General features: G+C 66.8%; 11 protein-coding genes. 6 read left to right on the top strand and 5 right to left on the bottom strand.

Annotated elements, in window-relative coordinates; translation table 11 throughout:
- The 5 genes from ACLQ62_RS08720 to ACLQ62_RS08700 form a co-directional block, all read left to right on the top strand.
- Window positions 1-1,225 (top strand): isomerizing glutamine--fructose-6-phosphate transaminase (locus tag ACLQ62_RS08720; RefSeq protein ID WP_411721253.1); only part of this gene is annotated, 1,225 nt, incomplete at its 5' end.
- Window positions 1,226-1,304: 79 nt separating this feature from the next.
- A complete protein-coding gene (locus ACLQ62_RS08715; protein WP_411721252.1) occupies window positions 1,305-3,071 on the top strand; it encodes a DEAD/DEAH box helicase in 1,767 nt (588 codons plus the stop codon).
- Window positions 3,072-3,082: 11 nt separating this feature from the next.
- The gene (locus ACLQ62_RS08710; protein WP_411721251.1) at window positions 3,083-3,727 is read left to right on the top strand and encodes an alpha/beta hydrolase; all 645 of its coding nucleotides are present in this window, start codon (window positions 3,083-3,085) and stop codon (window positions 3,725-3,727) included.
- A 133-nt stretch (window positions 3,728-3,860) separates the two neighbouring features.
- Window positions 3,861-4,157 carry a DUF503 domain-containing protein gene (locus tag ACLQ62_RS08705; protein WP_411721250.1) on the top strand — a complete coding sequence of 99 codons (297 nt, stop codon included), beginning with the start codon at window positions 3,861-3,863 and terminating at the stop codon, window positions 4,155-4,157.
- Window positions 4,158-4,271: 114 nt separating this feature from the next.
- A complete protein-coding gene (locus ACLQ62_RS08700; protein WP_411721249.1) occupies window positions 4,272-5,360 on the top strand; it encodes an NYN domain-containing protein in 1,089 nt (362 codons plus the stop codon).
- A 126-nt stretch (window positions 5,361-5,486) separates the two neighbouring features.
- Here ACLQ62_RS08700 and ACLQ62_RS08695 read toward each other — a convergent pair whose 3' ends face one another.
- The 3 genes from ACLQ62_RS08695 to ACLQ62_RS08685 form a co-directional block, all read right to left on the bottom strand.
- Complete coding sequence (locus tag ACLQ62_RS08695) at window positions 5,487-6,341, bottom strand: S1 family peptidase (RefSeq protein WP_411721248.1); 855 nt, start codon at window positions 6,339-6,341, stop codon at window positions 5,487-5,489.
- A gap of 265 nt (window positions 6,342-6,606) precedes the next feature.
- Entirely contained in the window at window positions 6,607-7,485 is an 879-nt protein-coding gene (locus ACLQ62_RS08690; RefSeq protein WP_411721247.1) for an SGNH/GDSL hydrolase family protein, read from the bottom strand.
- Window positions 7,486-7,569: 84 nt separating this feature from the next.
- Window positions 7,570-8,547: a pseudouridine synthase gene (locus ACLQ62_RS08685; RefSeq protein WP_411721246.1), complete on the bottom strand. Its 978-nt coding sequence runs from the start codon at window positions 8,545-8,547 to the stop codon at window positions 7,570-7,572.
- A 145-nt stretch (window positions 8,548-8,692) separates the two neighbouring features.
- Here ACLQ62_RS08685 and ACLQ62_RS08680 point away from each other — a divergent pair, with 145 nt between their 5' ends.
- A complete protein-coding gene (locus tag ACLQ62_RS08680) occupies window positions 8,693-9,406 on the top strand; it encodes an IclR family transcriptional regulator (protein WP_411721245.1) in 714 nt (237 codons plus the stop codon).
- Window positions 9,407-9,475: 69 nt separating this feature from the next.
- Here the strand turns inward: ACLQ62_RS08680 and ACLQ62_RS08675 are convergent, their stop codons facing one another.
- Together ACLQ62_RS08675 and ACLQ62_RS08670 are read right to left on the bottom strand one after the other, a co-directional pair.
- Window positions 9,476-11,362, bottom strand: a complete 1,887-nt coding sequence (locus ACLQ62_RS08675) for an FAD-binding monooxygenase (protein ID WP_411721244.1) — start codon at window positions 11,360-11,362, stop codon at window positions 9,476-9,478.
- Window positions 11,363-11,568: 206 nt separating this feature from the next.
- A partial coding sequence (locus ACLQ62_RS08670; RefSeq protein WP_411721243.1) for an FAD-dependent oxidoreductase occupies window positions 11,569-12,618 on the bottom strand: 1,050 nt, incomplete at its 5' end.

Here is a 12,618-nt window from a genome sequence, read left to right as displayed (position 1 = left end):
CCTCGACGACGGAGAGATGGCGACGGTCACCGCGAGCGGCTTCACGACGTACCGGCTCGAGGCCAGCGGCCTCGCCGCCACCAACCGGCGGCCGGCGATCGTGGACGTCGACCCGGCGTCCTACGACGCGGGCGAGCACGAGTCGTTCATGCGCAAGGAGATGCTCGAGCAGCCGGAGGCGGTGGAGCGGACGATCCGCGGCCGGCTCGTCGAACGGTTCGGGACCTCGCACCTCGGCGGGCTCGACATGGACGCCCGACACCTGCGTGCGGTCAAGCGGGTAAAGATCCTCGGCTGTGGCTCGGCCTACTACGTCGGCCAGATGGGCGCCCAGCTCATCGAGGAGCTGGCTCGGGTGCCCGCCGCCGCCGAAGCGGCGAGCGAGTTCCGCTACCGCAACCCGATCGTCGAGCCGGACACCCTCTACGTCGCGGTCAGCCAGTCCGGCGAGACCGTCGACACCCTGCTCGCCGTCCAGGAGGTACGCCGCAAGGGCGGGCGGTGCATCGGCCTGGTCAACGTGGTCGGCAGCGCGATCGCGCGCGAGTGCGACGGCGGCATCTACCTGCACGCCGGCCCGGAGGTCGCGGTCGCCTCCACCAAGGCGCTGACCACCATGTACGTCGGGTTCGCGCTGCTCGCCCTGCAGCTCGGCCGGGTCCGCGACCTCTCGATCGCCGACGGCAAGCGGCTCGTCGCCGGGCTGCAGCGGCTTCCCGGTGACCTGGAGAAGGCGCTGACCCTCGAACCCGACCTCGTCCAGGTTGCCGAGCGGCTCGCCAGGGCCGAGAGCCTGTTCTTCGTGGGTCGGGTGCGCGGCTACCCGGTCGCCCGCGAGGGCGCACAGAAGTTCAAGGAGGTCACCTACCGGCACGCGGAGGCCTACCAGACCTCCGAGCTGAAGCACGGGCCGCTGGCGCTGATCGACAAGACCGTCCCGACCGTCGCGATCGTGCCGGACGACGAGCTCAGCGACCGCAATGTCGGAGCGCTCCACGAGATCGCCGCCCGGGGCGGGCCGCTCGTCGTGGTCAGCCATGCCGGCGTCGACCTCGGCGACGTCGAGGACCGGGTGCTGCGCATCGACGTGCCGCAGAACGAGCGCGAGCTCGACCCGATCCTGCTCACCGTGCCCCTCCAGCTGCTGGCCTACCACGCGGCCCTGCACCTGGACCGCGACATCGACAAGCCGCGCAACCTGGCGAAGTCGGTGACCGTGGAGTAGGGTGATTCCGCCCATCGGTGACCCAGCCCACCGCGACGACGAATCGGGCGCCCGCGGGCCAGGCCACTACCGTTGTTGGGTGAGCACCAGCACCGAGCAGTCCGCCGAGCAGTTCAGTTCCCTGGGCCTCGCCGGTGGTGTCCTCGCCGCGGTGCAGGCGGCCGGCTACGAGTCCCCGTCGCCGATCCAGGCGGCGACCATCCCGCCGCTCCTCGAGGGGCGCGACGTCGTCGGCCTCGCGCAGACCGGCACCGGCAAGACCGCGGCGTTCGCGCTGCCGATCCTGTCCCGCCTCGACCTGTCGCAGAAGAGCCCCCAGGCGCTCGTCCTGGCGCCGACCCGCGAGCTGGCGCTCCAGGTGTGTGAGGCCTTCGAGCGGTACGCCGCGGAGGTCCCGGGCGTCAAGGTGCTGCCCGTCTACGGCGGGCAGGGCTACGGCGTACAGCTGTCCGCGCTGCGCCGCGGCGTGCACGTGATCGTCGGGACACCCGGCCGGATCATGGACCACCTCGAGCGCCGCACCCTCGACCTGACCGAGCTCCGGTTCCTGGTGCTCGACGAGGCCGACGAGATGCTCAACATGGGCTTCGCGGAGGACGTCGAGACGATCCTCGCCGACACCCCCGAGGACAAGCAGGTCGCCCTCTTCTCCGCGACCATGCCAGCGGCGATCCGCCGCATCTCGGCCAAGTACCTCCACGATCCCGAAGAGATCACGGTCAAGAGCAAGACCACGACCTCGGTGAACACCACCCAGCGGTACCTCGTCGTGTCGTACCCGCAGAAGGTCGACGCGCTCACCCGCATCCTTGAAGTCGAGAACTTCGAGGGCATGATCGTCTTCACCCGGACCAAGAACGAGACCGAGACCCTCGCCGAGAAGCTGCGTGCGCGGGGCTACTCCGCAGCGGCCATCTCGGGCGACGTCGCTCAGGTGCAGCGTGAGCGCACCGTCAACCAGCTCAAATCCGGCAAGCTCGACATCCTGGTCGCTACGGATGTCGCCGCTCGCGGCCTCGACGTCGACCGCATCAGCCACGTGGTCAACTACGACATCCCGATCGACACCGAATCGTATGTGCACCGCATCGGCCGGACCGGGCGCGCCGGACGCAGCGGAACAGCGATCAGCTTCGTCACCCCGCGTGAGCGCCGCCTGCTCACCGCCATCGAGAAGGCCACCCGCCAGCCGCTCACCCAGATGCAGCTGCCGAGCGTCGACGACGTCAACGCCACCCGCCTGAGCCGCTTCGACGACGCGATCACCGACGCGCTCGGCCAGCCGGATCGGATCGATCAGTTCCGCGACATCATCGGGCACTACGTCAAGCACCACGACGTCCCGGAAGCCGACGTCGCAGCAGCGCTCGCTGTCGTGTCGCAGGGTGATACCCCGCTCCTGCTCTCTCCCGAAGAGATGCGCGCCCAGCGCGACCGAGACGAGCGCGAGAGGAAGGAAGCATCCGCTTCTCGCCCCAGCCGTGACGACCGCGGCCCGTCGCGGTTCGACCGCGGCGACCGTGTCGAGCGCCGCCCCCGGAGCGCCAGCGACTCGTCGCTGTCGACGTACCGGATCGCCGTCGGAAAGCGTCACAAGGTCGAGCCGCGCCAGATCGTCGGAGCTCTCGCGAACGAGGGTGGCCTCAGCCGGAACGACTTCGGACACATCGACATCCGTCCCGAGTTCTCGCTGGTCGAACTGCCGGCGAACCTGTCCGACGACGTGCTCGCCAAGCTCACGGGAACGCGCATCGGCGGCAAGCTGATCGAGCTTCGGCCCGACCGCGGCGCCCCAGGCAAGCGGGACGACCGCGACGACCGCTCGGCGCGCAAGCCGCGACGCTAGGGGAACTGGTAATGTCCGCTGTCATTGACGTCGCCGTGCGACGCCCCTCCGACCCCGCGACCGAACCGGGCCAACCACTGCTGCTTTTCCTGCACGGCTTCGGTTCGCACGAGGGTGACCTTGCCGGGCTCGCCCCGCTCCTGCCGGACCGGTTCGACTGGGTGTCCTTGCGGGCGCCGATCGGTATTTCAGCGAGCGGGTTCGCCTGGTTCCCGATCACGACGCCGGGCAAGCCGGAACCGGCATCCGTTCACGACGCGACCGAGGCCGTTTTGCAGTGGCTGGGTGCTCACGTCGACGAGTCGACTCCGGTCATCCCGATCGGGTTCTCGCAGGGCGGCCTCATGGTCACCCAGTTGCTCCGCCACTCCCCCGCGCGGTTCGCCGCCGGCGTCGTGCTCTCCGGGTTCAGCCTCGACGCTGAGCTCCCCGGTGACGAAGAACTCGCCCGGTTGCGACCACCGGTGTTCTTCGGACGTGGGGACGTCGACGGTGTCATTTCGCCTGAGACGACAGCTCGAATCGTCGCCTGGCTGCCTGCCCACAGCACGCTCACCGAGAAGGTCTACCCGGGGCTCGCTCACTCGATCTCCGCGGAGGAACTGGCCGATATTTCGGCTTTCCTGGACGAGGCGGTTCCCGCAGCACATTCCTGAGGTCCTTGCTCCGTCACAAACGGCTGGACTTTTCGAAGAAGTCCAGCCGTTTTCGACCGAGCAGAGCGGATGCCGCCACCCGCGACGCCAGGACCTCGGTCGGTCGCACGCATCCTCGTGGCATCCTGATGAGATGTGGATCGGCTGGATCGAATTCGACCTCCTGCTCGGGGATGTGCACTCGCTCAAGGAGAAACGCTCGGTGGTGCGCCCGCTCGTCGCGGAGCTCCGCCGGCGGTTCGAGGTGAGCGTCGCTGAGGTCGGTCACCTCGACCTGCACCGGCGGGCGGCAGTCGGCGCTGTGGTGGTGTCGGCTGATTACCGCCATGCCGTCGATGTGCTCGATGAGGTGGAACGCTCAGTGGCGAACCGCCCCGAACTCGCGCTGCTTTCGGCGCACCGTGGGTTCAGCACATCCCACGACGAGTGAGTCGCGACGGCAGAAGAGCGACGACAGGGGCGCGACCGATCGACGCTCCAGTTGGCGCGGCCGCCGGGCAACGGCCAGACTAAGAACACACCCCTCGACTGAGAAGAGCTCCCCATGCCCGAACCCGTCGATTCACGTGTCGCCGTCTACATCGACTTCGACAACATTGTGATCTCGCGCTACGACCAGGTGCACGGACGCAGCCAGTTCATGCGCGACCGCGCCCGCGGTTTCAGCGCCGCCGACCGCGAAGCGGACCCGGAGATCGCTGAGAAACTCGTCCGGGCGACCGTTGACGTCGGCGCGATCATCGACTTTGCCTCGTCTTTCGGCACACTCGTTCTGACCCGTGCCTACGCTGACTGGTCGGTGCCGGTGAACGCTGACTACCGCGGCCAACTCGTCAGCCGCGCCGTCGACCTGGTGCAACTGTTCCCCGCCGCCGCCTACGCGAAGAACGGCGCTGACATCCGCCTCGCCGTCGATTCGGTTGAGGACATGTTCCGGCTCCCCGACCTCACCCATGTGATCATCGTCGGCGGCGACTCCGACTACATCGCCCTCGCGCAGCGCTGCAAGCGACTCGGCCGTTATGTGGTGGGCATTGGTGTCGCCGGATCGACGAGCCGTTCACTTGCTGCGGCCTGCGACGAATTCGCCTCCTACGACGCACTGCCCGGCGTGAAGCCGATCCCGCCGGCGCCGGTCAAGGAGAAGCCCGAGCCGGCAGCTGCGGTGGCAGCGACTGCCACCCGGCCGTCCCGGTCGAAGAAGACGGTGACGGATGCCACGGAGTCGGCCGTGAAGGAACAGACCGCCCCGAAGGAACTCTCTTCCCCCGCCGCCCCGGTGTTCTCCGACCCGGAGTCGGCGGTCCCGCCCCGCAGGCGGGCATCACGGCGTGCCAAGTCGCCGGAACCCGAGGTCGAGGAGGATCCCGAGGTCGAACCGGACCCGCAGGAGGTTGCCACCGACCTTCTCGAACGTGCCTTGCGGCTCGGGCATGAGAAGGACGATGCCGACTGGCTGCACAGCTCCAACGTGAAGACGCAGATGAAGCGGATGGACCCTTCGTTCAGCGAAAAAACGCTCGGCTTCCGCTCGTTCTCCGATTTCGTGAAGTCCCGCGACACCGTCGCCGAGATCGACGAGACGAGCACGGCGCGTCTCGTGCGCCTCGTTCCGGCGCTCTCGGACCGGTAGGGATGCGGGTGCCGCGTCATGGCATCCGTACCACCGTTACGACAGAAACGGCTGGAGTTCGCGAGGAACTCCAGCCGTTTTCTGTCGTTTCAGCGCGGCTGCCGCCCGAAGCCGGGTTTTACGCGCCTAGACGTATTCGTTGAGCCAGTTCTGCACGACGGGGATGTCGATGCGCTGGTAGCCGCCGAGGTAACGGCAGTTCGAGGTGTAGCCATAGCTGGTCACCGCAACCAGGTATCCGTTGAGGAACACGGGCCCGCCGGAGTCACCGAAGCAGGTTCCACCGCCGGCACGGATGTCGTTCGGGTTACCGTTCATCTGCAGGACCTGCGGTGTCAGCTTCTGCCCGATCGAGGTCGTGACGCGCCGCTCCAGCGGGTACGACATCGGCTGGGGCTTCTGCGGACCTGACACGGGCTTGCGCACCTCGGTGCCGTATCCGACGACCTCGAAGACCGTGCGGTTCAGCGTGGGCTGCGCGAACGGGTCAAGGTAGTTCAGCGGCGCGACGGTTGCAAGCTCGATGTCGGTGACTGCCGTGTCGAGGACGATGACGCCAACGTCGTTCCAGTTGGCCAGGTCGGTGAAGTCCGAATACTGGGGGTGCGTCACGGGGGTGCCGGAGAGGTAGCCCGCCGCAGCGAGCTCTTCAGGCGTGTAACCGACGGATGGATCAGCGGCTACCGGCAGTGGCGAAGGCGCCGCCTTGGCGATTGTCGAGTCGAACGTGACCAGCGTGCTGCCGGCGGTTCCTTCGGTGCAGTGGGCGGCAGTGATCAGCACGGTCGGTGAGATCAGCGTTGCGGAACAGCGGTACCGCAGCCCGTCGGCTTCGTCGTAGAACGAAATCAATGCGACGTTGGGGTGCCCCTCTCCGTCTGGTTGGCCTCCCGTGATCGCTGCGGCCGGTTGCACGGCGACGAACGACAGTGTGACCGTGGCTGCGATCAGCAGCCCCAGCCGGCGAAGTGGTTGTCTCATCGTTGAGCCCTTTCGGTTAATGGATGTGAACCGACCATACCTCCCCGAGAGAAAAACTGCAGTCGCGACTCGGCTGAGCGGGCCGGCCCCCGGGTCCGGGAGAACGCCGTCCGACGGCGGGAATCCACGCCGACGAAGTCGATGGCATACCTCTCGCCGGGCATGTGCGTCCCATGGGTCGGCACTCGCCGAGCCGGGCTGTTCTGAACCAGCCACCGGTCGGTGAACGGCAGTGAGAGGACGATCCCGCCGGTGGCCGGAATGCTCAGAGCGCTGACCTGATCGCCCTGGCGTACGCGGCGTAACCGGCTGCGGTCGGGTGGAAAGCGTCTGGTCCGGTCGCGTGAATCCATGGATCGGGGCTGCCGATGCCGTGACCGCTGAAGACCTCCGTGACGTCGACGTAACGGATGTCGACACCCCTCGACGCAAGCTGCTGCACCACCCCCTGGATCGTCGCATTCAGCAGTGCAGTCGCGTCATTGATCTGGACGATGGCAACGTAGTTCGGGTCGGAGGGGGGCGGCGTCTCGAAGAGGTACGGATAGCCGGTCACCACTATCGACGCGTCTCGGGCGACAGCAGCCACCCCGGTCAACGCGGTTGCGAGATGGATGGCGAACCTGCTCGGTATCCCGGGGACAGGTGGGGTGAGGAGGGCATACACAGCGTTCAAGGCCGTCTGGCACTCCGGCGAAGCGAACGACGCGGAACATGCCGCAACAACGGCAGCCCCCCCGAGGTCGTTCGCGCCGACCGTGACCGTGACCAGGTCCACGTCCCGGTTCAGTGCAAGAACCCTGAGTTGGCGGGTGAGAACGTCTCGAGTCGTAGCGCCACTGCAGCTGGCATCGGCGACCAACTCCACCTGTTCGACGTCGTCGAGCATCTCGGGGTAGCTCAGGGCGCTTTGCATGCAGGCGTTCTCGTAGGATCCGGCCCCCTGCCCGGCTGCATAGGAGTCGCCAAGCGCGACATATTCGAGGACAGGGGTTTCCGCGTGGGCGAACTGGACAGTGGCGGCGGGAGCGGCGGCGGCCGGGGCAGCCTGCACGGTAACCGTGGAGAGAGATCCTGCGAACAGGACGGACGCAACGAGGGCAAGCGCTCCTGCGTCGGCGAACTTGCGGTTTCTCTGGAACATGGCCAACAAGGTACTCCTCGACTTCCCGGAAAACCACCGGGTCAGGGCGACGAGAAGTCAGTCGGATCGGAGCGGTCGGCACCGTCAGAGATCCACCTCGGGGAACGGGTTCGGGTGCGGCTCAGCCAGGATGGAAGCGTCCTCGCTCTGCAATGGGAGCGAGCGGGCGCTGTCGAATCGACGCGGCTCGCCGTCGACCGGGTCGGTGAAACTCAACTCACTGGCGAGCAGCTGAAGCGGGTTCGCGAAATCATCCACCGAGACGTCGTGGACGAGCGGGTAGAGCGGGTCGCCGCTGATCGGGATTCCGAGGCCCCACATGTGCATGCGGAGCTGATGGGTGCGCCCGGTTCGCGGTGTGAGCCGATAGACGGCCTGAGCGTCATCGACCTGCGCCTCCAGTTCGACAAAGGATTCGGCGTTGACCGGAGCGTCTGCCAGGACCTCGGCCTGCATCCGGCCCCGCCGTTTATGGAGATGGTTCCGGACCGTTACCGGCAGCTCGAGGTCGGCACGCAGCGGAGCGAGCGCGCGGTAGACCTTGACGACCTCACCACGCTGGAACATCGACTGGTAGACCCCGCGCCAACGTTTCTCGGTCGCAAGGATGAGAAGGCCGGAGGTCACCCGGTCGAGACGGTGCAGAGGCGAAACCTCAGGTAACCCCAGCTCGGCGCGAAGACGCACGACGACGCTCTGCGCCACATGGCGGCCCCGTGGAATCGTCGACAGGAATGCGGGCTTGTCGACCACCAGGATTCGTTCGTCCTGGTGAATCACACGAATAGCGCCCGGAACGAACGCTTCTTCCCGCAGGTCGCGATGGAACCAAACGAAGGTGTGCGGCCGGTACAGATCGATCCCAACGACCGGGGCTCCCGATTCGTAGACGAAGCGCTCGTCGGCCAAAAACCCGGCCACGTCGAGAAATTCGGACAGGCGCTCCCCCAGCCAGGCCCCCATGGTCGGCCAGGGCTCGGGCCGTGACCGGTCGAGATCCGGAGTTCGCAGCCAGGCGGGATCGAGCCCGAGTCGTTGCGGCAAGGGCGAACGGGGAGGCACCCAACGATCGTACGTCACGCCGCTGCCGCGTGTCCCTTCAGGGGCCGGTGGGATGCGGCAGCGGAAGACCGAAGTGTCCTAATATCGAACAGGCAGAGAGAGCGGATGCTCGGAACGCCTCTGACACGAAAGCGGAGTTTTCGGGATGGCACCGGATGCAGGAACACACGCGGGATCGCAGACGCTGAGTCGCGGCATCCGCCTGCTCGAAATCCTTGCCAGCGCTGACCGGAACCTGTCCATCGCCGAGCTGGCTGAAGCGCTGGACGTGCACCGTTCGGTCGCGTACCGGTTGCTCCGTACTCTCGAGGCGCATGATCTCGTCACTCGCGACGAAGCCGGGCTCATGGCGTTGGGGGCAGGACTCGCCGCCCTCACCTCGGGCGTCGCGCGAAACCTGCAACAGGCGGCGCTGCCGATCCTCAACGAGATCGCCAACGAACTCGCCATGACCTGCCTGCTGGCTGTACGCCTCGACAGCGGCGAAGCGGTGACGCTGGTCAGCGCCATGCCCCGCCAGAGCGTCGCTGTGGTGTCGTACCGGCCGGGCCACCGGCACCCGACGAGCCGCGGTGGCCCCGGCAAAGCGATCCTGCTCGGGTTGCCGGAGAGCGCATGGCCCGCCGACCTCAGTGACGAGCTGCGCAGTGAACTCGTGGAGAGTCGCGCCCGCGGCTACGCATCCAGTTCGGACGAGGTCGTCCCGTCCCTGCAATCGATAGCGGTGCCGTTGACGCTTCCGGGACAGCCACCGGCGTCGATCGCCGTGATCCACGTCGCTCTGACGCGCGCCGAGGAAGAGATCGCCGACCGCCTCAAGGTCGGGGCCGAAAGCCTGGCGCGCGCCTACGGGTCTTGATATCGCGGGAGGAGGATGCCGGAACGCGGGCGCATCGCCCGGCCCGGCATCCGCCTCACCCGCGGCGAATCAGCGGGCGAAGAGAATCGGCCGGAAGAACGCGGCCAACTCCTCGGTCGCTGTCAGCGGCAGTACGTTGGCCACATACTGGTCCGGCCGGACGACGACCACGGCACCACCACGGTCGATCCCGCGAATGTCGAAGATGTCGCGATTCGGGTTGGTTGCGTACACCTTTTCGTAGTCGACCAGCTCGAAGGGACCCACCCGGGGCAGGAACGCTTCGGGAACGCGCCCGATCTCCAGCTCGGTGTGCGCCTGCTGGTAGATCACCTTGACGTCGAAGACGCTGTCGATGTCGGTGTCCTTGGGCGTGTGGACGAGAAGTGGTGATTCCGGTGACATCCGGAGCCACTCTGCCCAGTCCGCGACGGCCGATGCTTCGCCCGGTTTGGCGGCGTCGGCGAAGGCGTAGAGCCGCCACCGTCCGTCTGCACGGTGGTGGTGCCCCAACTCGACCGGGTTGGTGTCGGCGACGCGGGTCACCGGGGCGGACTTGAAGCGCTTGCCGATCGGGTACCCGGTCGCGAGTGCTCCGTGGGTTGCTTCGCCGATGAGCATCGACGGCGAGTACTGCGTCATGAATCCGGCGGGGAATTCGGCGGTGCTGGTGTAGAACGTCTCCAGCTCGGCCGGGTCCTTGAGCTCCTCTGGCTTGCGCGCCATGAGGCTCGACCATTCCTTGTCGAAGTCGATGAGGTTCTGCGCGACGACCTGGCGTTCCGCGGAGTACGTGCTGAGAAGGCTTTCGGGGCTTCGACCCTCGAGGACGTGCGCGAGCTTCCAGCCCAGGTTGAACCCGTCCTGCATCGACACGTTCATGCCCTGACCGGCCTTGGCGCTGTGGGTGTGGCAGGCGTCGCCGGTGATGAAGACCCGCGGCGTCCGGGTGCCGATCTCCTCGGGGAGGACGTCGTCGAACCTGTCGGTGAGACGGTGGGCGACTTCGTAGACACTGTGCCAGGCGACATTCTTCACATCGAGCGTGTACGGGTGCAGGATGTCGTTCGCTTTCGCGATGATCTCCTCGACCGTCGTTTTGCGGATCGCCCCCTTGTTGTCGGCGGCCACCTCGCCCAGGTCGACGTACATGCGGAACAGATAGCCGCCCTCACGCGGAATGTGGAGGATGCTTCCGGCTTCGGACTGGATGGCGCACTTGGTCCGGATGTCCGGGAAGTCCGTGACGGCGAGAACGTCCATCACTCCCCAGGCGTGAAACGCCTGGTCCCCCGCCATCGTGCAACCGATCGACTGGCGCACGCCGCTGCGGGCGCCGTCTGCGCCGACGACATACTTGGCGCGCACGATGCGCTCCTCGCCTTCACGCTCGCCTGCCGTGTGGCCGAGCGTCACGGTGACCGGATGATCACCATCGCCTGTGACCTCCAGTCCGCGGAACTCGAAGCCGTAATCCGGCTTCATCCGGGTGGGCGAGTTGGCCATCACTTCTGCGAAGTAGTCCAACACGCGCGCCTGGTTGACGATGAGGTGCGGGAACTCACTGATGCCGGCCGGGTCATCGTCTGCTCGCGCCGTGCGGATGATGCGCGACGGGTCAGAGGGGTCCGGCTTCCAGAATGCCATTTCGGTGATGCGATAGGCCTCGCTGATGATGCGTTCCGCGAACCCGAAAGCCTGGAACGTTTCGACGCTGCGCGCCTGGATGCCGTCGGCCTGACCGATCGCGAGACGGCCGGCTCGCCGCTCAACGATGCGTGTCGTGATGCCGGGGAACTGCGAGAGCTGGGCAGCGGTGATCATGCCGGCGGGTCCGCTTCCGACGATGAGAACGTCGACTTCCTCGGGAAGCTCCTCGGGCCGGTCGACGCCGACCCCTGCAGCTGGCTGGATTCGCGGATCTGTGGACACGTATCCGTGGTGGTGGAACTGCACGGCTTTCCTCACTTCTCTGTGGGCGATTTCGGACAACATCGTCGGCCAATGTTCTATAATAGAACTCTAGGTTCTAATATCGCTCATTGCATCATACGTCCTGCGGCCGAAGGCCGCCAAGCGGCGTGGCTCGAGCACAGGTCGCCGAGACTGGATTTCGGGCACACTGTCGAGGACTCCTCACGGAGACCAACCCATTCGGAAACTTACAGCAGCGGCGGGTTGCGGCGTAAATCCTCCGGCGCAGTTCCTGCGAGTTGTCTTGCAGTCGGCGGCTTCGGCCCCTGTGGCGCCCAGTATGCGCCCGGCCTTGCTGCCTCCCGCTGCGGCCCGGTGACCGTCAGTCGGCAGATCGCCTCCTTGATGAAAGCGCCCGCTCGGCCGGTGAATGCAAGTGCGCGAGGGCGATCGTCGGCTCGGACAACCTGAATGTACCCGTCACGCCGGCCGAGGCTGATGCACTGCACGAGGTAGCCCACGGAGGCGACGGGGAGAGGCGTGCCCCGGCGCACTGCCAGGATGGTCGCGGCGGCAGCCCCTCCCAGGGGAAGGGCAGCGGCGCAACCCATGCGGAGGTGGCGATCGTATGGATCAGGCAGTCGCACCGCGTCTCCCGCACCGAGGATGTTCGGAAAGTCGAGGGATCGCAGGTGCTCGTCGACCCTGAGCCGGCCTCCATCGTCGCAATCGAGGCCGCTGTGGAGTGCGAGCCCCGGAACGGAGAACGAGGCGGTCCACAAGCACACGTCAAAAGGAATTGTCGAGTCGTCGGCGAAGAATACGGCGCCGGCCGTCACGGAGACCACGGGGGGTCTCTGGACGATCGTCACGCCGAGCCGCTCCAGTTTGCGGGTGATGCTCCGCTGAGCCCGATCGCGCATCGAACCGACTATCGGTCCGCTCGACACCAGAAAGACCACGGCGTCCGGATGCTGCTGGGCGACTTCGCTGGCCGTCTCGACCCCGGTGAAACCTCCGCCCACGACGACGATTCGCTGGCGGCTGCCCCCGTCCGCGAGAGCATGCGCGGCGGCTTCGGCGGAGGCCGGATCGCCGACGGCGTACGCGTGCTCTGCCGCACCCGGCACGCGGTGCGCCGATGATGAACTGCCGGGGGCATAAACCAGGGTGTCGTAGCGGTACTCACCGAGGCTGTCGATCGCGGAGAGGACCGTGAGGATCTGAGCGGTCGCGTAGATCCTGACGGCGGTCCCGATCAGCAAGTCGATGTCCGGGTGCAACAGCTCGGTGAGTGG

It is taken from the genome of Mycetocola sp. (assembly GCF_046716805.1).
GTDB lineage: Bacteria > Actinomycetota > Actinomycetes > Actinomycetales > Microbacteriaceae > Mycetocola_A.
This window is presented reverse-complemented; position numbering and strand designations above follow the sequence as displayed.